Origin of the sequence: Alicyclobacillus acidiphilus NBRC 100859, from assembly GCF_001544355.1 — a bacterium.
GTDB classification, from domain to species: Bacteria; Bacillota; Bacilli; order Alicyclobacillales; family Alicyclobacillaceae; genus Alicyclobacillus; species Alicyclobacillus acidiphilus.
This window is the reverse complement of the sequence record NZ_BCQI01000022.1, coordinates 1-20,270: the sequence shown is the minus strand read 5'-3', so window position 1 is coordinate 20,270 and position 20,270 is coordinate 1. Positions and strand designations below refer to the sequence as shown.

The 20,270-nt window shown below is 57.2% G+C and carries 19 protein-coding genes, 1 pseudogene and 1 other annotated feature (1 of these 21 running past the window's edge); of the genes and pseudogenes, 8 read left to right on the top strand and 12 right to left on the bottom strand.

Annotated elements, in window-relative coordinates; all coding sequences use genetic code 11:
* Positions 1-65 (bottom strand) — a binding site (T-box leader) (it extends 146 nt beyond the left edge of the window).
* 72 nt (positions 66-137) lie between these two features.
* Complete coding sequence (locus AAC01S_RS10055; protein WP_067621594.1) at positions 138-1,199, bottom strand: AI-2E family transporter; 1,062 nt, start codon at positions 1,197-1,199, stop codon at positions 138-140.
* 203 nt (positions 1,200-1,402) lie between these two features.
* Here AAC01S_RS10055 and crcB (AAC01S_RS10050) point away from each other — a divergent pair, with 203 nt between their 5' ends.
* Together crcB (AAC01S_RS10050) and crcB (AAC01S_RS10045) are read left to right on the top strand one after the other, a co-directional pair.
* On the top strand, positions 1,403-1,804 hold the full coding sequence (gene crcB, locus AAC01S_RS10050) for a fluoride efflux transporter CrcB (RefSeq protein WP_067621568.1): 402 nt from the start codon (positions 1,403-1,405) through the stop codon (positions 1,802-1,804).
* Positions 1,801-2,178 (top strand): fluoride efflux transporter CrcB, encoded by a 378-nt coding sequence (gene crcB / locus AAC01S_RS10045; RefSeq protein ID WP_067621567.1) that lies wholly within the window; start codon positions 1,801-1,803, stop codon positions 2,176-2,178. The genes crcB (AAC01S_RS10050) and crcB (AAC01S_RS10045) overlap by 4 nt, the downstream gene beginning before the upstream one ends.
* Positions 2,179-2,306: 128 nt before the next feature.
* On the opposite strand, the gene AAC01S_RS10040 is transcribed toward crcB (AAC01S_RS10045), so the two are convergent.
* The 6 genes from AAC01S_RS10040 to hisS form a co-directional block, all read right to left on the bottom strand.
* Positions 2,307-2,498 carry a YrzR-like zinc ribbon domain gene (locus tag AAC01S_RS10040; protein WP_067621566.1) on the bottom strand — a complete coding sequence of 64 codons (192 nt, stop codon included), beginning with the start codon at positions 2,496-2,498 and terminating at the stop codon, positions 2,307-2,309.
* Positions 2,499-2,756: 258 nt separating this feature from the next.
* Positions 2,757-3,908: a cysteine desulfurase family protein gene (locus tag AAC01S_RS10035; RefSeq protein ID WP_245630160.1), complete on the bottom strand. Its 1,152-nt coding sequence runs from the start codon at positions 3,906-3,908 to the stop codon at positions 2,757-2,759.
* Between the two features lie 22 nt (positions 3,909-3,930).
* Positions 3,931-4,341, bottom strand: coding sequence for a cysteine metabolism transcriptional regulator CymR (gene cymR / locus AAC01S_RS10030; RefSeq protein ID WP_083511675.1), 411 nt, complete (start codon positions 4,339-4,341; stop codon positions 3,931-3,933).
* Positions 4,338-5,618 (bottom strand): replication-associated recombination protein A, encoded by a 1,281-nt coding sequence (locus AAC01S_RS10025; RefSeq protein WP_067621565.1) that lies wholly within the window; start codon positions 5,616-5,618, stop codon positions 4,338-4,340. Before AAC01S_RS10025 ends, cymR begins: the two co-directional genes overlap by 4 nt.
* 193 nt (positions 5,619-5,811) lie before the next feature.
* Complete coding sequence (aspS, locus tag AAC01S_RS10020) at positions 5,812-7,578, bottom strand: aspartate--tRNA ligase (protein ID WP_174520845.1); 1,767 nt, start codon at positions 7,576-7,578, stop codon at positions 5,812-5,814.
* A gap of 57 nt (positions 7,579-7,635) precedes the next feature.
* Positions 7,636-8,895, bottom strand: a complete 1,260-nt coding sequence (gene hisS, locus AAC01S_RS10015; protein WP_067621563.1) for a histidine--tRNA ligase — start codon at positions 8,893-8,895, stop codon at positions 7,636-7,638.
* A gap of 716 nt (positions 8,896-9,611) precedes the next feature.
* On the opposite strand from hisS, the gene AAC01S_RS10005 reads away from it, so the two are divergent.
* Positions 9,612-10,913, top strand: coding sequence for a glutamate-1-semialdehyde 2,1-aminomutase (locus AAC01S_RS10005; RefSeq protein ID WP_067621561.1), 1,302 nt, complete (start codon positions 9,612-9,614; stop codon positions 10,911-10,913).
* A 107-nt stretch (positions 10,914-11,020) separates the two neighbouring features.
* On the opposite strand, the gene trxA is transcribed toward AAC01S_RS10005, so the two are convergent.
* The 5 genes from trxA to AAC01S_RS09980 form a co-directional block, all read right to left on the bottom strand.
* On the bottom strand, positions 11,021-11,341 hold the full coding sequence (trxA, locus tag AAC01S_RS10000; protein WP_083511674.1) for a thioredoxin: 321 nt from the start codon (positions 11,339-11,341) through the stop codon (positions 11,021-11,023).
* A gap of 65 nt (positions 11,342-11,406) precedes the next feature.
* Positions 11,407-12,510, bottom strand: coding sequence for a sodium:calcium antiporter (locus tag AAC01S_RS09995; RefSeq protein WP_245630167.1), 1,104 nt, complete (start codon positions 12,508-12,510; stop codon positions 11,407-11,409).
* 55 nt (positions 12,511-12,565) lie between these two features.
* Entirely contained in the window at positions 12,566-13,405 is an 840-nt protein-coding gene (locus AAC01S_RS09990) for an ABC transporter permease subunit (protein ID WP_245630166.1), read from the bottom strand.
* Entirely contained in the window at positions 13,405-14,337 is a 933-nt protein-coding gene (locus tag AAC01S_RS09985) for an ABC transporter ATP-binding protein (RefSeq protein WP_067621557.1), read from the bottom strand. Before AAC01S_RS09985 ends, AAC01S_RS09990 begins: the two co-directional genes overlap by 1 nt.
* A 1-nt stretch (position 14,338) precedes the next feature.
* Entirely contained in the window at positions 14,339-16,366 is a 2,028-nt protein-coding gene (locus AAC01S_RS09980) for a DUF8725 domain-containing protein (protein WP_067621556.1), read from the bottom strand.
* 1,146 nt (positions 16,367-17,512) lie between these two features.
* Here AAC01S_RS09980 and AAC01S_RS09975 point away from each other — a divergent pair.
* From AAC01S_RS09975 to AAC01S_RS19715, 5 genes and pseudogenes are all read left to right on the top strand, one after another.
* Positions 17,513-18,052: a hypothetical protein gene (locus AAC01S_RS09975; protein ID WP_067621555.1), complete on the top strand. Its 540-nt coding sequence runs from the start codon at positions 17,513-17,515 to the stop codon at positions 18,050-18,052.
* Between the two features lie 66 nt (positions 18,053-18,118).
* Positions 18,119-18,511 (top strand): hypothetical protein, encoded by a 393-nt coding sequence (locus AAC01S_RS09970; RefSeq protein ID WP_067621554.1) that lies wholly within the window; start codon positions 18,119-18,121, stop codon positions 18,509-18,511.
* Positions 18,512-18,638: 127 nt separating this feature from the next.
* On the top strand, positions 18,639-19,181 hold the full coding sequence (locus AAC01S_RS09965) for a GNAT family N-acetyltransferase (protein ID WP_067621553.1): 543 nt from the start codon (positions 18,639-18,641) through the stop codon (positions 19,179-19,181).
* Between the two features lie 343 nt (positions 19,182-19,524).
* Positions 19,525-19,896: pseudogene (locus AAC01S_RS09960) on the top strand (RNA polymerase sigma factor); the annotation flags it as partial.
* Positions 19,877-20,270: hypothetical protein (locus AAC01S_RS19715; protein WP_217997827.1), on the top strand; the 394-nt coding region annotated here is incomplete at its 3' end. The pseudogene AAC01S_RS09960 and the gene AAC01S_RS19715, both read left to right, overlap by 20 nt.

Below are 20,270 nucleotides of genomic sequence, written 5' to 3'. Positions count from 1 at the left end.
GCACCAAGTGACGCCCTCTCTGAACGAAGGGGGTGAGGCATACTCGTCTTCCGCATCGCTTTCATCGAATGTGATTCTATACGTTGTCGCATAAAACTGTCAAATGTTGCGAAGCCCTGACAAAATCGGCGAGGTGTTCAGCGGCGGGCGGATCGTCGTTCATCGGTCAGTTGCATCCACACGACTTTGAGGACCGCGAGCACGGGCACGGCCAAGATCAGACCGACAAGGCCCGCCAGTTCGCCGCCAATCAGCAGCGCCGCGACGATCGCCATCGGATGCAGTTTCAGCGTTCGCCCCATGATCTGCGGCGACAGCAAGTTGCCTTCACACTGCTGGACGATGATGTTGACAATGACCACCTTGATGAGCAGCGCCGGACTCACCGTCAACGCAATCAGAACGGCCGGCGCGATGCCGATGATCGGTCCAATGTATGGGATGATGTCGGTGATCGCGAGAAACAGCGCCAATAGAAGCGCATAGGGCATGCCGATAATCAGATAGCCGATGAAAGCGAGAACGCCAATGGCCAGCATGACCAAAAACTGACCGCGAATATAGGAGCCTAACGTTTGATCGATCCCGATGAGCAGCGCCCTGGTCCGATGCTTGTATTTCTGCGGAACGACCCGAACGATGGCGCTGCCGATCGTTCGGGCGTCTTTCAGGATATAGAAGACCAAAAATGGGACCATGAACGCAAGGAACACGGCGTTGATGGTGCTCGAGATGAACGAGAACACACCCGTAGGCGCCGTTTCGAAACGATGTTCAACCTGCGCCAGCGCGTTCTCCAAGCCAACTCGAACGGTATTCGGGAGGTATTGCTTTTGGCTGTTCATCATGTCCATCCAATGGCTGATCTGCGCCGTGATGGCGGGCAAATTATTCGCCAGCTGCGTCACTTGGCGCGTGATCACCGGAACGGCGTTCAATGCGGCGACCACAACCAGGATGGCAAACGTCATATAGATGCAGAAGATGGCGGCGACGCGCGGCATCCGGCGACGATGCAGCAATTCAACCACAGGCTGCAGAATATAACTGATAATGAGCGCCGCGAGAAACGGATAGAACACCGTTCGAACGACACTCCACACGTCCATGAACAGTCCCCGCAGCAGGCCAAACAGATACAGACACAAGAGTGTTGCGGCAACGGACAAAGCAATCCGAAAATAGCGGCTGGTTGGCACGGCGGCCAAGCACCTCCTTGTCGCTCCCCTAGGTTCGGAAGACGCCCCACGTCTCATGGCAAGATCCGGACAAGGCCTTCTCAGTATATGCAGTTTCTTGTTCCATCATTTGCTATATCGGCGAACATTTCTGAAATCCCGCCGAAATTTTTGTATACTCGAGTCAAGCGGCTCGAACGGACAAGCCCAAGGAGGTTACCCATATGCCATACCTTGCGGTGGCGATCGGCGGTTTTTTTGGCGCAATCCTCCGCTACGCCGTCAGCGAATGGATCGGCGCCATCAACGGATTGAACATCGCCACGCTTCTTATCAATTGGGCTGGCTGTCTGTTTCTCGGCTGGCTCAACACGATGACGACGGAACGACTTCCGATTCACCCGAACGTGCGGCTCGCACTGGGAACTGGGTTGACCGGTGCATTCACGACGTTCTCGACATTCACGGTGGATGCCTGGAAACTGTATCAGAACGGGCAGGTAGGATTGGCGCTTTTGTACATCACATTGTCGGTACTTGGCGGTTTAGCATTTTCCTATGCCGGCTACCGTTTCGCCGACGGCTGGTTTGGAAGGCGTTCGACAGCAGGGAGGAACATCGGGTGACCTATCTGTGGGTTGGCATCGGTGGCATCGTCGGTGCCGTCTTGCGCTATCAAGTGACCAAATCCATCAACCGCCGAACGGACTCGACGTTTCCATGGGCCACACTCTTCATCAATTGGAGCGGATCGTTTCTATTGGGATGGTTTACACGGGATCTCCACCGCTTGCTTCCGCAGTGGCACAACGTGCCGTTCCTGGTACTTGGCGTCGGGGTGTGCGGGGCTTACACGACCTTCTCGACCTTCTCCTACGAAGCGGTCAGTCTCATACGAGCGCGGGAAGAAATGCGGGCCGTCGCATATGTCGTCCTGTCGTGCGTCGGCGGATTCGCCTTGTCGGCCATCGGACTCTACGGTTTTCCGAAAGGCTCGTAAGCCGGGGCTTGCGCCTTCACGGCGAAACAAAAAAGAGCTGTCCTCCAGCAGTTTCCACCGCCTTCGGTACAGCCCCGTCTATACTTGCCGCATCCTGGTACTTGCATGAAGACCTTCGAGAGGACCGATTAAGCGCCCGTTCCAAACTCCAGTTCGTTCGGATGGTGGTGATCGATCACGACGAGCGAACCGTCTTCTGCCACTTCGTAAACGCGAACTTGCTCGCCTGACACATTAAATTCCGCATAGCAACTCCAGCAATAATATTGATTTGCGCCAATCTTCCCAATATCTCTACTCGTACAACTTGGACACCTCATCGGCCGGGCCTCCCTTCGACGACAAATAGAAAGCGCCTTTCCAGCGCCTTACTCTCGTTTGAGATGTATTCCAAACTAGCGTTCCCGTTTCTGACACTTTCAAACCCTGCTGACAGGAAACCCTCGCCTGCTTCGACTTCAGCGAAATTTCCAGTTCCGAAATATATGTCAAACGAGATTCTTTGTCAATCGTACCCCTTGGTTTTCGCTTTTGCAATGCAGAAACTGGATATACAATAAAAAGCGGCTTACAAAATGTCATGAAGTTGTGAAACGTTCGCGAATCTCGCGAACTTGGGTCTCAATGATGCCTGCGGCGTGATCGATCTCTTCCAACGTGTTCTGAACGCCAAAGCTGAAGCGGACGGCTTCGCGGATGTAGGCGTCGCCCTTGGCTGCTTGAATCACGTGGCTCGGTTCCAGGCTCCCGGCCGTGCAGGCGGAGCCGGCCGAAGCTTCGATGCCAGCCAAATCCAGACGCATCAGCAGCATGTCGTTGCGTACACCGGTAAACGCCACGTTGAGAATGGTCGGCGCAGCGTCGTCTGGGCTCAGCCGATGACAGCCTGGGACAACGCGCAGGCCTTCCCAGAGTCGATCCCGGAGTGTCCGGATGTGCTCGACATCGCGATCGAACGCTTTCCCCAATTCTTCGACCGCCGCGGCAAATCCAATGGCGCCTGCGACGTTTTCCGTTCCGCCGCGGCGCTTCGCCTCCTGATTGCCGCCGTAGAGATACGGCACCCACGGGGTGTGCTTCCGGATGTAGAGCACGCCAATCCCTTTGGGCCCATGGATCTTGTGGGCTGAAAAGGACGCCAGATCGATTTCGCTCCCGTCCAGCGAGATACGTTGCGTGGGCAATGCTTGCACCATGTCGCTGTGCACCACGATGGCTGGATCAACCTCTTTCACAGCCTTCGCGATCGCGTCGACTGGCTGTACGGTCCCCAGTTCGTTGTTGACAGCCATGACGGTCACGACGGACGTCGTGGGCCGGATCGCCGCAACGACGTCTTCCACATGCACCCTGCCGTCCGAATCGACGGGAAGAAACGTGACCTCTGCCCCAAGCGATTGGAGAAACGACAGCGTATGCAAGACTGCGTGATGTTCGACAGGACTCGCGACGATATGCGGGCGCGTCGCGCGGCGAGCCAAAAACGCGCCGGTCAGCGCCGCGGCATCCGCCTCCGTGCCCCCGCTCGTCCAGACGAGATCGTGCGGATCCGCCTCCAGCCATTGCGCGACGGTTCTGCGGGCGCGTTCCACGGCTTGCCTGGCCTTTCTCCCGACCTCATGCGTGCTCGACGGATTGCCAAACTGGTCTTCGAAAAACGGGCGCATCGCAGTCCGCACCGTCTCAGACAGCGGCGTCGTTGCGGCATTGTCTAAGTACACCACGCCCATGCGTCCCATTCCCTCCGTCCAATCAGATATAGAACATGTACCCGTTGTCTTGCTTGCCGCGAAGATCGACCAAATCTTGCAGCGTGATCGCCGAGAGCACGTCGGTGATGGCGTCGCGCAGCCGGGTCCACAGAAAATCCAGCCCGTCGTCGAGATCGTCGTCGACGATTGTGATAGGGCCCTCCAGCGTAAAGATGACGTCTTTGATCACGATGTCCTGTGCACTGCGCGCGAGCACATACCCGCCATAAGCGCCGCGGATGGAACGGACGAATCCACCATTGCGAAGCGGAGCGATGAGTTGCTCCAGATAGTGCTCCGACAAATTCTGGCGCTCCGCCACAGATTTGAGTGAAATCGGCGTTTCGGTGCCTTGCTGCGCCAAGTCGACCAACAGCATGAGTCCGTAACGCCCCTTTGTCGATATCTTCACCGCTCCCCATCTCCTTCGCGATAATACTTCTTCGGTTCCATGCCAACAGGCCAATAGTTTTGCTCCACGTAATGGCCAGGATAATCATGTGGGTATTTGTAGCCGATGCCGTGCCCCAACTTCTCCGCGCCGCGATAACCGGTTCCTCGCAAGTGCGGCGGGACAATCACCGAAACGCCGGACTTGATGTCGTCCATCGCCTCGTTGACAGCCTTGTAGGCCGCGTTCGATTTCGGGGCCGTTGCGAGGTAGGTTGTCACTTGGCCCAGCAGGATACGCGCCTCTGGCATGCCAATTGCCATCGTTGCCTGCCAACCTGCCACGGCCAGCGGCAAGGCGTGCGGATCCGCGTTGCCGATATCCTCCGCGGCAGAAATCATCAGTCTGCGCGCGATAAAGGCAGGGTCCTCGCCGCCCGCGAGCATTTTGGCCAACCACAACACGGCCGCGTCGGGATCGGAACCGCGAATCGATTTGATGAACGCCGAAATCGTGTCATAGTGTTCGTCGCCCGACTTGTCGTAGCGAACGCCACCAGTCGACTGCAACGCCTCTTCCACTTCCGCGAGGCCAATCACGCTCTGACCGTTCGCATCGAGCGGAGCTTGCAGCGCCGCGAGTTCGAGAACGTTTAGGGCTCTGCGGGCGTCGCCGCCGCTCTGGCGGCAGATGAGCTCTTCCGCGTCCGAATGCAACTGCAGGTGCATTCGCCCAAGCCCGTTTTCCTCATCGTGGATGGTCCGTTGCAACAGTAGCCTGATGTCGTCCACGGAAAGCGGTTCTAGGCGAAAGATGTGCGATCTCGACACCAACGCCGAATTGACTTCAAAATACGGATTTTCGGTCGTCGCCCCAATCAAGACGAACAGCCCGGCCTCGACATGAGGCAGCAAGGCGTCCTGCTGGCTCTTGTTGAAGCGGTGAATCTCATCGAGAAACAGCACCGTCCTTCGGCCGTACATGTTTCGCTCTTCCGTCGCTTGTTCCACCGTCCGGCGAATATCCGCGACACCGGCTGTGACCGCGTTCAATTTCTCGAAGCGGGCTTTCGTCTGGTTGGCAATCACTTCCGCCAACGTCGTCTTGCCCGTTCCTGGCGGCCCGTACAAAATGATCGATTGCAGCCTATCCTTTTCAATCATCTTCCGCAACAGCCCGTTAGGTCCGACAATCTTCGATTGCCCGACGACCTCGTCCAACGTCTTCGGACGCATCCGATAGGCAAGCGGCGCAGCGTCCAAACGTTCGTGTTGAGAAGCCATCGAAAACAAGTCCATCGAAAACGCCCCTCTTGGGAAAAACAGAGAATTCCTAGTCCTTCACTCGACTTTCCCCCATTATACACCAATGTGCAAAATATCGCCCAAAAAAGAAAGGACAACAGCCCATGCCAGAGAACTGCACACGAGGCTTGTCGCCCTTTCCTTGTATCGGTGTATCCAACGACGGCCGCTTAGAGACGTTGGTCCATCAGCTCTTGCGGCGAACGCTCAGGTGCAGCGTCTTCAGTTGCGCTTCCGCCACTTCACTCGGTGCGTCCATCATCAAGTCCGTGCCGCTGGCCGTTTTCGGGAACGCGATCACGTCGCGCAGCGACTTCCCGCCTGCGAGCAGCATGATGATTCGATCCAGCCCAAACGCGATGCCACCGTGCGGCGGCGTACCGTATTCGAACGCATCGAGCAAAAAGCCAAACTTGTCATACGCCTCTTCCGGCGTAAATCCAAGCGCCGCAAACATCATCTCCTGCACGTCGCGGCGATAGATTCGCATCGAACCGCCGCCGATTTCATAGCCGTTCATCACCATGTCGTAGGCCTGCGCCCGAACGCGTCCCGGGTCCGTGGCGAGGTACGGGAGATCGTCCTCGCGCGGCATCGTAAAAGGATGGTGTTCCGCGACGAACCGCTTTTCCTCCTCGTCGTAGGAGAGCAGCGGGAAGTCTGTCACCCAAAGGAACTTGTACGCGTTGGGATCGGCAAGACCCAGCTCGGATCCGAATTTGGTCCGCAGCGCCCCAAGGGCCGGCAGAACCTTTTTTCGATCCCCCGCGCCGATCAGCACGAGATCGCCCTTCTTTGCGCCAGCGTGATGGGCCATCGCTTGGAACTGTTCTTCGGAGAAGAACTTGCTGATGGACGATTTGATGCCGTCGTCCGTCAGCGCGAAATACGCCAGGCCGCCGAGGCCGTAGGTTTTGACAAACGCGACGAGATCGTCCGTCTGCTTGCGACTGAAGTGGGCGCAGCCCGGCACGACCAAGGCCTTAATCACGCCGCCGGACGCAAGGACGTCGGCGAAGACGCGAAAATCGGTGCCTTCGAGGACAGGGGCGAGATCGACGAAGGCCATGTCGAAACGCAAATCCGGCTTATCAGATCCGTACTTGTCCATGGCCTCGTGGTACGGCACGCGCTGAAACGGCCGCGGAATCTCAACGCCGACGACGTCGCGAAGCACCTTGGCGACCATCTCCTCCATCATCTCCTGCAAGGCTTCCTGCGACAGGAACGAGGTCTCGATGTCGAGCTGCGTGAACTCGGGCTGCCTGTCCGCACGCAAATCCTCGTCGCGGAAACAGCGGGCAATCTGATAGTACCGCTCCATCCCCGACACCATCAGAAGTTGCTTGAAGATCTGCGGCGACTGCGGCAAGGCGTAAAACTCGCCCGGCTGCAGGCGGCTTGGCACCAGATAGTCGCGCGCGCCTTCCGGCGTGCTCTTCGTCAGGATGGGTGTTTCCATCTCGATGAAATCGTGATCGTCCAGATACGATCGGAACGCGCGAATGATCTGATGGCGCATCATCAGCATCTTCTGCATCTCGGGCCGGCGCAGATCCAGATAGCGATATTTCAGACGCACGGTCTCGTCGACCTCAACCCCGTCCTGGATGTAAAACGGCGGGTTTTTCGCCGTGTTCTCGATCACGACTTCGTCCACGACGACTTCGATCTCGCCCGTCTCAATTTTCGGATTGATGGTGTCGGCATCGCGCGCTTCAACGCGCCCCCGCGCGACAATGACGTACTCGCTGCGCAGCTTGTCCGCCGCTTCCATCGCCGCCTCGGACGTGCCGCGGCTCGGATCGAACACGAGCTGGACGAAGCCGGACCGATCCCGCAGATCCACAAACACGACACTGCCGAAGTCGCGCCGACGATGCACCCACCCCGACAGAACGACCTGCTCACCCATCTCCACTTGCAGGGTGTCTTTGACGCGATGGGATCGCATCAGTTTTTTGGGCAATTTCTCCTCCGATATCACGTTATCGCTCCTCCTAGGTATTACCTACCGAATCCCCTGCTCGATTTCATCGGCCAATTGCGGGAACGGAATTTCACGCTGCTCGCCGTCGTCCAAATTCTTCACAGTCGCTTTGCCGGACTGGAGTTCAGATTCCCCAATCACGACGACGTAGCGCGCTTGCAGTCGATCCGCCAACTTAAACTGCGACTTGAGCGATCTGCCCTGATAATCCCGATCCGCCCGGATGCCGCGCCCCCTGAGCGTCTCCAGCACCACCATCGCGGTGCCTTCGCCGCCCTCGTCCGCCACTGCGACAAACGCGTCGAGGCGTTCGCTGCTGCGCAGCGTTCCGCCTTGCTCACCGAGCACCCACAGCGCCCGCTCGATCCCGCCGGCGAAACCGATGCCCGGCGTCGGCGGTCCGCCAATTTCCTCGACGAGCCCGTTGTAGCGGCCGCCGGCAGCGATGGTCGTGAACCCTGGCGAAGTGATTTCCCAGGCGGTTCGGGTGTAATAGTCGAGCCCGCGCACGAGCCCTTTTTCGAGACGAAACGGCACGTCCATCACTTTCAGATAGCGCTGCACCGCGTCGAAGTGGGTTCGGCAGTCGTCGCAGAGGACATCGACGATATAGGGTACGTCCGCATCGCGAAGAATCGCTTGACAGCGGTCGTTCTTGCAGTCGAACAACCGCAGCGGATTTTTCTCCAGCCGATTCTGACAGTCCTGGCACAGCTCATCTTTGTGCGGCGTCAGGCGTTCGACCATCAAAGCGCGGTGCACCGGCCTGCAAACGGAGCAGCCGACCGAATTCAACTCGACCGTCAGATTCTTTAAACCAATCCCGACCAGAATGCGCAGGCTCAAGGAAATGACCTCCGCGTCGATGGCCGGCTTTTCTGAACCAAGGACTTCGGCACCGTACTGGTGGAACTGCCGGAACCGCCCTTTCTGAGGCTTTTCGTAGCGGAACATGGGACCGTAGTAGAACAACTTGGAGACGGTCCCTGTCCCATATAATTTGTTTTCGACATACGCGCGAACGACGCCAGCCGTTCCTTCCGGCCGCAGCGTCACGCTGCGCTGGCCGCGGTCTTCAAACGTGTACATCTCCTTGGACACGATATCGGTCGTGTCGCCCACACCTCGTTCAAACAACTCGGTGTGCTCGAAAATCGGCGTCCGAATTTCCTGATAGTTGGCTGCGCTCAGGATCTTCGTCACAATCGCTTCAAGTCGTTGCCAATCCTCCACCTGACCGGGAAGCAAATCTGCTGTACCGCGCGGCCGTTGCATTTCCATGGCAGTCCCTCCTTAGATATCGTCGCGAACGGGTGCGGGATCACACCTGGCACGTTCATCCCGCAGGCACAACTGGTCAAACGGGGCAGCAGCCTTGCGACGGATGAAAAAACGCCCTTTCGTCGATGTCGGTTCATCTACCGACAGGGACGAAAGAGCGCTTCCGCGGTGCCACCCTGCATTGAACAATCATGTTCCACTCTTGGCGTAACGCGCACCCACGCAGCAACCGCCCAAACGTCGAACAGCTGCCGATTTCCGAAGCCGTCTTTCCACACGAAGGTTGGACGCGCTTGCAGCCACGGCGCAATCTCTCTGGAACAACCCGAACCGCATGTACTCTGCTTCATCACAAATCTTGACGATATGCGTTTGTATTTGGGGAAAATTATACGGAACGGCGGACATGAATGTCAACGTGCAACGACGCGGCAGGGACGCGAGGCGTGCCCCGGACGTTTTGCCATTCGCACATCGTCTGTTCTCCGTGCAGTGCGCCTTCCCGCCTGCTGTCCCCGAAAGGACATGCGAGAAACCCCTGCGACCGCTGAATGCTGTTCTGTGTTACTCGCATCAGGCCGAGCTCCCTTCCTGCTTCCACTGTATTCTTGCCGGGACACGTCGGCGACATGCGCCGAGATCGGACCTGTTGACCCGGGGCAGGCAAGGTGGAAGAATAGTGAAGGTCATTGTGAAAAGAAGGAGATGCTCACGTTATGGCAACCAACCGAGCGCAGTCCGAACAATGGTTCGCGCGGGCTCAGGAAGTGATCCTCGGCGGTGTGAACAGCCCGTCGAGATCGTACAAATCCGTCGGCGGCGGCACGCCGATTGTCATGGCGTATGGCCGAGGATCGAAGATGGTCGACGTTGACGGCAATGAGTACATCGATTACCTGGCTGCCTATGGCCCGTCCATCCTTGGCCATGCCCATCCGGCCATCACCCAGGCCATCGAGAAAGCGGCGGCGCGCGGCGTCCTGTACGGTACACCCACCCCTTCCGAAGTCGAGTTCGCGGAAAAACTGCGAATTGCCATTCCTGATCTCGAACGCGTCCGGTTCGTCAATTCCGGCACAGAGGCGGTGATGACGACCATTCGCGTCGCGCGCGCTTACACAGGAAGATCGAAAATCGTCAAGTTCGCCGGCTGTTACCACGGTCACTCGGACGCCATGCTGGTCGCCGCAGGCTCTGGGCCGTCGTCCATCGGCGTCCCTGACAGCGCAGGTGTCACGCGCGCTGTGGCGAGCGAGATCGTGACCGTTCCATTCAACGATCTCGACGCGCTCAAGATCGCTTTGGACCTACACAAAGACGATGTCGCGGCCGTGCTGGTCGAGCCGATCGTCGGCAATTTCGGCATTGTCGCGCCGGAAACGGACGACTATTTGTCCCGCGTGATCGATCTCGCCCACCAAAGCGGGGCGCTCTGCATTTTCGACGAAGTCATTACCGCGTTTCGTTTCCACTATGGCAGCGCCGCACAACTGTACGACGTCCATCCCGACCTGTACGCCCTCGGCAAGATCATCGGCGGCGGTCTGCCGATTGGAGCCTACGGCGGCAGACGGGACATCATGGAACAGGTTGCGCCGCTTGGCCCTGCGTACCAAGCCGGCACGATGGCGGGCAATCCGCTGTCGATGCACACCGGCATGGCATGCCTCGACGTGCTGCGCGATCCGGCTGTGTACAGCGACATGGAGCGCAGAGCGACGCGCTTGGCCGCAGCTATCGACGAAGCCGCGAAACAACACGGCGTCGCCATCACCATCAATCGCGTCGGCGGCGCGTTCACGGTCTACTTTGGCGACGTGATCGTCCGCAATTACGACGACGCGATGGCGACAGACAGCGAGATGTTCGGACGCTTCTTCCACGCCCTCGCCGACGAAGGCATTCTGATTGCGCCATCGAAGTACGAAGCGTGGTTCGTCTCCGCCGTACATACCGACGAGGATATCGATCAAACCATCGCCGCGGTGCAACGCGTCTTCGAACGGATCGGCCGCTGACGCCGCCTTCCCCCGCAAACAACCACAAGGGGCTACTCCTGTCATCCGCGGATGACAGGAGTAGCCCCTTGTCGATGAAAACTTCGTTGCCTTCTTCCGAACGTCCGTTAGCTGAGGACGTCGCTCAACTGCGCAACCAAATCGTCTTTCGGCTTGTAGCCAATCAATTGGTTGACGACCTCGCCGTTCTTGAACACGAGCAGCGTGGGAATACTCATGATACCGAACTGACCTGCAATCTGCGGGTTTTCGTCCACATCGATTTTGCCGACCACCAGTTTGTCCGCAAACTCTTCCGATACCTCTTCCAGCACAGGCGCCATCATTTTGCAAGGACCGCACCATGTGGCCCAGAAGTCGACGAGTACGGGTTTATCGGATTGGATAAACGACTGAAAGTCGCTGTCTGTTACCTTATGTGTTGCCACGGGCATACACTCCTCTTGTACGTCATGTCGACCGTATTATACCACATCTGCCATGGCGACATGAATCAGCGAAGACGAGTCGCGCGGGTACGTCGAATCGTGAAAGCCGCCAGCAGGAGGATCAAGCCAATGACAGAGCCGAAAATCCAGTAGACTTGCGGCTGATGATAGCGTGCGGCGAGTGTCTGCATAGGCAGTACGAAGTACAGCGTGGAGGCGATGAACAATGCCCACGGTTCGAGAATGCGGCGAATACGGTACACGACAAAGGTGAAAAGCGCCGCCGCGAGCGTGAGTCCTGCTGTAAACAGCGCGACGCCAGTCAGGTTCCAAGGCGTCATCCAGATGCCCAGCGCAGGGACGAGCGTGCTCTGAAAAACCATGGCCCCTGTGACATTGCCAATCGCCAAGCTGTCTTTGCCCTGCCGGATCCAAACCACCGAATTGAGCGTCTCGGGAAGTTCCGTCGCAAGCGGGATGATGAGCGCGGACAGGACAAATGTCGGCAATCCCACGTGACGGGCGATACTCTCGACACCGCTTGTCAGGAAATGAGCGCCGCCAACGATCAGCGCAAGCGAGATCGACAATTGGATCATCACCAGCGTCAACGTGGGCTCGTTCGAAGACGGCTGAATATAGAGCGGCTTCAGGCTGCCGTCGTTGCTCAGATCCGACTTGTCGCGAAGCGTGAGAACGACAAACACGACGTACAGGAGGACAAGGCCAACCGCAACCGTGTGGTGAATCGTTTGCGAATGAAAAAAGGCGGGAACCATCGAGAGGGTGTAGGCAATCAGGAAGAAGATGGTGTCGCGGTTATACGCGCGCCTTGGGATGTGCAACTGGTACAGCGAGTGCCCCCAGCGAAACGTGAGCGTCGCGACAGCAATCACGAACGCGCCCAACGTGGCGAGCAAAAAGGGCGCTCCAAGGATCCCGCCAATGCCGACCTGTTGCGCTTCGTTGCCGCCGCCAACCAAGATGGCGGTCACAGGTACTGCCGTCTCTGGCAGGGCCGTTCCAATCGCTGCAAGCACGCTGCCGACGGCGCCTTGGCCAAGGCCGAACTTGTTTCCGAGCCATTCGACGGCGTTCGTGAACAACTCCGCTCCAAACAAGACCATCGCCAGTGAAAATAGGATCTGGACGACAAGAATTGCGCTCACCCCCAAACAAGGCACGTCCATACACGTGTACGTGTCTCGTCCGAGGATTATGCAATCACTGATACTGTTTTTCCGATCCCGACGGACGAACCGACAGCCGCGCGAACCACTGCGGCCGTAGCCTCCACAGGCTGGGAATGAGCAGGATCAGAATCACCACAGCGTAAAACTCGGTGAAGGTGAGCCAAATGGCAGGTTTGGCGGATACGGCGCCTTGCAGGGCCGCCTCGACATACAATGGATTGAGGGCATAAAAGAACTGCGACCAATGCAACGTGAACAATTCGATCGGATTTTGCTGATACAGCGTCTTGAGGCCGTAGCCCAAGGCGCCGAATACCACCATCATCATGCCGACCGTGCCGTAGGAAAACACGGTGCTCCAGGTGGATCGAAGCGCAATGGTGGAAAACAAGACACAAATCGTCGCGATCACGACGATGGTGAGCAGTTGAAATCCAAGGACCGCCAGGACCTCCTGCGGCACGGCGCCGCCGAACAGGAAGACGAGACTGTACACCGGCAGTGTGACGACGACCAACAGGACTAGCAGGGCGCTCGACGACAACACTTTGCCGAGCAACACGCCAAACGGGGACAATGGCGTGGTCAACAGAACCGTCAAAGTCCTTCGCTCCCGTTCTCCGCTGACGCTGCCAGCGGAAAACGCCGGCGTCAGAAACGCGACGACCGTCATCTGCAGCAGGCTCAACAGCACGAAGACCTGCTGGCTCTTCGACGGTTGCACCAGATAGAGCTGACCTTGCACGTTTTCATACAACATGAAGAACGTCAGGACGACCATGCCGAGCAGATAGACCGTGATCACGATGGGGGCCCGAGCCGTGCGCATTCTTTGATGAAATTCCTTGGCCAACAGTGGGTTGATCCGCATCACCATGTTCCCTCCTGGACGGCTGACAGCCGGAGAAAGAGCTGCTCGATATCCGTCGGCTGTTCGCGAAATTGAGACACGACCACGCCCCCCTGGACGAGCCGCTGGAGCAGTTCCGCCTGTTGCGCGAGCGTGCCTGCGTACAGCACTTCCCAGCCGTCCGGCTGCTCGCAAACTTCCAGCACGTGTTGATCCTGGCTGAGCAGCCTCTTCATCACGCCGTGCGGAGCGAAGCCCTGAATCCAGATGGTCCGGTACGCGCTCGAGTGCTGCAACATGACCTGAATGGCAGCGATCACGACGAGCGATCCCTTTCGCAAGATCCCGACCTCATCCGCAACCTCAGCCAACTCGTTGAGGATGTGCGAACTGATGAGAATGGTCTTGCCCATGTCCCGCAAATTCTGCAGCACGCCGCGCATCTCGAGGCGGCTTTTCGGATCCAGGCCGGACGCAGGCTCATCGAGAATCAGAACAGCGGGATCGTGCATGAGGCACCTTGCGATTTCCAGACGCTGCTGCATGCCCCGCGACAAGGCGTTGACGTACGTATGCCGCTTCTCGGTCAGGTTGACCCGCTCGAGCAACTCTTCCGCACGCCGCTTCACGATGCGCCTGTCGACGCGATAGCAGTCCGCGAAGAACCGCAAGTACTCCATCACCGTCAGTTCGTCATACACACCGAAGGAATCAGGCATGTAACCGATGGATTGGCGGACCGATCTCGGATCGCGGCTCACTTCATAGCCGTTGATATAGGCATACCCGGAGGTGGGCATGGACAAGGTCGACAGCATGGACAGCGCGGTCGTCTTGCCCGCGCCATTCTCGCCGACAAGCCCAAACACCGTCCCGGTTGAAATCGACAGGTTCATCTCGTTGATGGCGACCATTCTGCCGTACTTCTTGCAGAGATTCTGCGTCAGAATCATCTCAATCACCGCCTGCCAAGGTCGTGACATCGAACAATTGCCGAACGAGCACAAGTGTCTTGTCCGAGGCGAGAGGCTGCCTGCCCTCCGGAACGGGAAGCTGAGGCGTGTGCTTTTCCGTCGTCGCAATCAGCATCGCCTGCGGCGCCTCTTGCCCGTTCCCTCCCACGCTCGTCGGAAGCAGCGAAAGGTAGGCCCCGAGCGATCTCCCGATACCGTGCGTCAACGCGCGGTTATATGTGCCATAGTCGGAAATCCAGGCGGACGTTTGCGTTTCCGCGGTCGGTACAATCGACTTCCGCTGTCCCGGCTTCAACGTGCCGAGATGTACGATACGTCCATTCCATATGACCGCCGCGTCGTCGAGGGTGTACTTCGTCTGGTTGACGACCGTGCCAAACAGCACTCCGTACGCTTCCGACAAATTCGCGTGCAGCGCTCCGACATCGTTTTCCTCTCCGATGGTAAACAGGTATCGCGCATGCCAGCGCGGGATATTCTTGAAGGTCGTCGTCACGAGACTGCCAACGTGAACGATGGTGTCGGTCAACGGTTGATCATCCACCGACATCGGCATCACCAGATTGTTCGCCGGGAGCTCAAAGCGAAGCTCTCCGCTCGCAGGCGACATCACTGCCTCCGCCGCATACGACACCGCGCTGCCGTTTCCCGTCAAATCCATCACGCCCACACCATTGACCAACAAACCGTTGGGACGTTCCGAACCGCCAAACAGGTATATACCCACGCTCGTCACGCCGCTCAACAACGGCAACAAGGCCCATGCCCAGGTTTGCTTTCGCCACCGTCGCAAAACAAGGAACACGACGGGACCGGCAATCAAGATGTACGCTGCAAACACGATACCAAAGAGAGACAAGGACGGCACGCGCAACGGCGCCAATGCGTCCCCCACCGAAGTCAGGGACAATGCCCCGACTGTCGTAAACATCTCTGGAATGCCCGAATTGCCGCTGCTGTCGCCGTGCTTGAAGATGGTTGTCCACATTTGCGCGTCGCCGTTCCAGCCAAGCAGCGACGGATCCATCGGCGAGAACGCGGTCTGCCACAATTGTCCGCGGCCAATCGTGTCACTCGCCAGCAGAGGTGTCGCGTTCGATCCCGCCCACAGCGTCGCGTTGGCCGAAATCCCGCCGACGCTAGCCGCGATTTGCCCCGCAGCCGACGACTCTTGCGCGAAATCCGCCAGAGGTTGGGCGCTGACCCAACGTTCAGCGCCTTCCGACAGGGGCAGCGTCGGCCATCCTGCCAGTTGCTCGCCCGTTCCCGCAACGACAAGCAGGCCGCCGAGTTCCACCCATGTGTGCAAAGCCTTTTGCTGCGCGACAGTCAGGGAATCCAGCGTAGGAACGGAAGCGACGACGGCCGACAGTCCGGACAAGAGATCCACCGAATCCGGAATCGACGACGGCGTGACGGCGACAGGCAAGACCGGCGTCGCGTTGTTGCTCGATCCCGCCAAAAACTGCGTGTCCTGCGGACTCGACGTGATCACGGCAACCAAGGAAACCCGCGACACCGCATTGCCCTCCAGGGAAACCGTATCAATCGTCTTGCCTCCGGCCGTCAACACCACCGACGCGCCTTGGTTCAAGACGCTCCCCGGCAGCGAAATTTGACGAGTCGTCCAGCCGTTCTTCGGCAGCGTCACCGACCACTCCAGTTTGCCATTGGCGCGCCGGCCATTGGCGAAGCGCTGATTCACTTCGACGACCAGATTCCCAGACGTATCGTTCCCAACGTGATGTATCAACAGGGTTACAGGCACCCAGTCCTCTGATTTGTAATAACCGCCATACCCCACTGTCGCGCCCATCCAGATGATCGGCTTGGTCGCCGCTTGAACTGTCGCGATCCCGGTAACCCCACTCAGCAACGAGGTGAGCACGAAGATCAAGAAGGCCAGCGCCGCTTGCCAGGGGCGTACCATATGTCTTTGCCGATGTCTCTGCCGCGATCGCCGGAAAGCGGATTTGCGCGATTCAAACCTTCGGCGCCCGTACGTCATACAATCGTCCCTTCTGCACGCCCAGCTCCCGACCTTACACTCCCGGACGATCCCGGACTGGAAGCTTCTCTCAGAGCAATCATATCGTCTCCATTGTAATCGTTCTGACAAGCCCGGCAAACTTCCGGCAAACTTGGCGATTCATCCAGTCATTTACTAGCGACTTGCTCCGTCCATCGTGATATCGTACGAGACGAAAGAACAAATCACATTCAGCCGCTAACGCTTACTCATTCCGAACACTCCTAGAATGGCTAGTGACCGCGGGAGTGTTCGGAGATACATAACGCAAGTTTCACAGTTGCGCATCGGATCAGCATGGCCGAGATCGGCAGAATAAGCGGAATCGAAGCCGAGGTCGAGCGAGATCGAGCGAGATCGGGCGAGATCGGCAGAATAAGCAGCCCAGAGCCGCTTATTCCACTGAAATCACACGAACCGACTCAAATAGACGGCCCACAGCCGCTTATTTGCCGGGAATCAGTCGGATCTGGCCCAATCACGCCCGAATAAACGGCCCATGGCCGCTTATTCCGCTGAAATCACACGAACCGACACAAATAAGCGTCCCACGGACGCTTATTTGCCGCGAATCAGTCGGAATCTCGCCCGGGCACGCCTGAACCTGCGGCCCGCAATCGCTTTTTCACCGCAGCTAACTCGGATGGAAGCCGATCGCGACCGAGTGAGCCGGATTGAGGCAGAGCATGAGCGAGATCGGCAGAATAAGCGGAATCGAAGCCGAGATCGAGCGAGATCGGCAGAATAAGCAGCCCACGGCCGCTTATTCCACTGAAATCACACGAACCGACTCAAATAGACGGCCCACAGCCGCTTATTTGCCGGGAATCAGTCGGATCTGGCCCAATCACGCCCGAATAAACGGCACATGGCCGCCTATTCCGCTGAAATCACACGAACCGACACAAATAAGCGTCCCACGGACGCTTATTTGCCGCGCCCACACGCCCACACGCCCACACGCCCACACGCCCACACGGCCCCCTTGCCACCCATTCACTCGATCGCTATCCATATGTGCACAATCGAATCGCGCCATTCACAAAACTGTGACAAAAGCTTCTTCATTTTGTTACAGCTTCGTATGAAGAAACCCTGTAGAGTAGGATTCGGAGGTGGGTCGCGTTGAATGAGACCACGTTGTACAAACGCGTTTTGACGCCTGGCATTCTACTGCTTTTGGCGTATGAGTGGCTGATTTCGGGATTCGACAAAGTATTCAGCGGTATATTCGTTCAACAGTTGCGAAATCAACTGGTATCGTCCTTATCTGGGTTGCAGTATCATTTTTACGATCACTTCTTGAAATCCGTCGTCGTTCCGCAGGCACACCTGTTTGCCGTGTTGGTGGAGATCGGCGAGATCTGTACAGGCATCGGCTTCGTGGCGCTGGCCGTTGCGCTCATTCGCGATCGAATGAACTCAGTCCTCGCCCTGGTCGGCATCTGGACAAGCATCATTTCCGCGTTCATGGCGCTCAATTTCTTTCTGTGGCAGGGCGGTTCATTGTTCCTCAACCCGAGCGACCCGTTCGACGAAGGCATCACCATCGATTTGATGCTCGTGTTGATTCAACTCTGGATGGCCATCTTCTTCTTCTCCGTGCGCAGAAAGTTCGCAGCGGAGCGGCAGCACGCACTTCGCAACTCGTATTCGCATGGATGAGTTCGATCTCGACGCAGTGATCGACCTACGCACAGGGATGAACATGCAGTTTCGGAGGTTGACGACATGGGTTTCGTCGCAGCACTGGACGGTTTCGCGCTCGATCACGTCGTGCGCGTGGTCGACAATCCCCAGGAAACGAGGCTCCGATTCGAACGCGAGCTTGGAATCCACACTGTGCCGGGTGGCGATCTCGACGGTCACGAACTGACGCACGGGCAAGCGATGTTGCCGTTCGTCATTGAGTGGGCCGATGACGATCAAACCCGTCTCCTCGCCCTTCGAGCAAGCGGCGCCGTTCCGGCAACCCAAGGACTGCAACTGGTTGCCCTTCACACAGCTACCGATCACGTTGGTTCATGGCCGGCACGATTTCTCGATTGTTATTTTCACCACACCGAATCGGAACGTGGTGAGGTTCTCCGTCGCGATCGAAGCGGCGTCACAGATATCGGGTAAGCATCACACGAGCCCTGGCGCCTTCACCGGGCCGCTCCTCCTCGACGGTTTGCGAATGGATTGGGTCTAAGGCGCCAGACGGATCCATCGCGAACCGTCAAACGGATGATCGAATGGAGGCCGCGAAATGAAATTGATGGGAAACCGAATTTACCTACGATTTTTAGAAGAACGAGATGCTGCCGCAAAATTGGACCTAAACTTGAGAAACCGCTCTTTCTTTGAATCGTATTTGACAACGCGTACCGCAGACTTTTACACCATGGATTATCAACTCCAGTCGATTCGGTCTGGCCTCGCCAGCAAAGAAAGAGACGAGGGCTATTTTTTTGGCGTATTTCTGAGCGAATCGGATGAACTGATTGGAATCGTTTCATTGACGGAAGTCGTACGAGGTCCCCTGCAATCGTGCTGGCTCGGATACTCCTTGGACCAGCATCACAATGGACGCGGATACGCGACAGAAGCGGTTCAGCTTGTCATTGATTACGCGTTCCACATTCTCAAGTTGCATCGTATTGAGGCAGGCGTCATGCCGCACAATCTGGCTTCCCTCCGTGTCCTCGAAAAATGCGGATTCGAAAAAGAAGGCCTATCCAAGAAAAATGTGTTCATCAACGGACAGTGGGAAGACCATTTGCATTTCGCCATCATCAATCCCGAAGACTAGTCGGATTCCATTCCGGTAACAAAGACGCTCCAGAGATAACAGGCTCCCTTTTCACGAGTCATCATGTTCCTTCTGATGGTGCGTTGTAAGCTAATCGCGGCTTCACTCGTCTAATAGAGTGAGCATTTTGCAGATGACCCGTTTGGGAGAGTTGAAAGAGGAACATCACCTAGAGCAAGCAAATCTACTGAAGCCTTGCTCCCAAACGCGCGCGATCTCACCCCTCTACGGGCGGGTGAAGCCTTTGATACCTTCAGCCCATGGCCCCACAAGGCTTTATCGCTCTGCACAACGCTCGGAGTAAACAATCATGGAGGAGTGAGGAGGTGACGCGAATCCGAAAACGTGGCTGATTTCCATCGCCCGATCCGTCGCAATTGACCATCAGCGAAAGACCCGTCGTGAACAATCCGTCGACCACTCCTTTTGGGCACGCATACCCGATTCGCAGTTGTCACTTCAAGAGGCAGTGGAATTGAACGAGTTTTACGAGCAGTTGCTTTATCTATTAACCAGCAGGCACATGAAGCAGAGCTATCGAGAAGTCATCGTTTTCCGAGCGCTTATGGATATGTCGGTGAAAGATACAGCCGATGCCTTGGGCTGGACTGCTGTTCGGGTGAATGTGACGTACCACCGTGCTTTAAAACTGATTCGCAAATTGCTAAGCACTCAAATGGGAGGTGTGTTGCAGCATGAGTTGGCAAACACGTGACAACGAATTGGCTCAACACTTAAAACGACTGCCCGATTTTCCGATGAACCCCGAGTCCAAAAGCAAGATGCTGACGGAATTGATTCGCGCGGAGCAAGCCATGGGGTCCACAGAATGGACCAGACCTTCCTTGAAGCGGGTATCCGGAATGGTTTTCACGAGCGCGGCTGGAATCGCACTATTTGTTGCAGCTTTTTTCGGATACGGTCGCTTGGGAACACAACACTCGACGAAGGGATTATCAACGAATGCCTCAAAACCGTCGACGTCCGGGCAGGTACGTCAGCCTGTCTATTTTGGATATCATGTTCCATTCCGGCCAATGCTCCCCAATACGATGGCATCAGGATATAAGCTTTCAGATTCATATATCT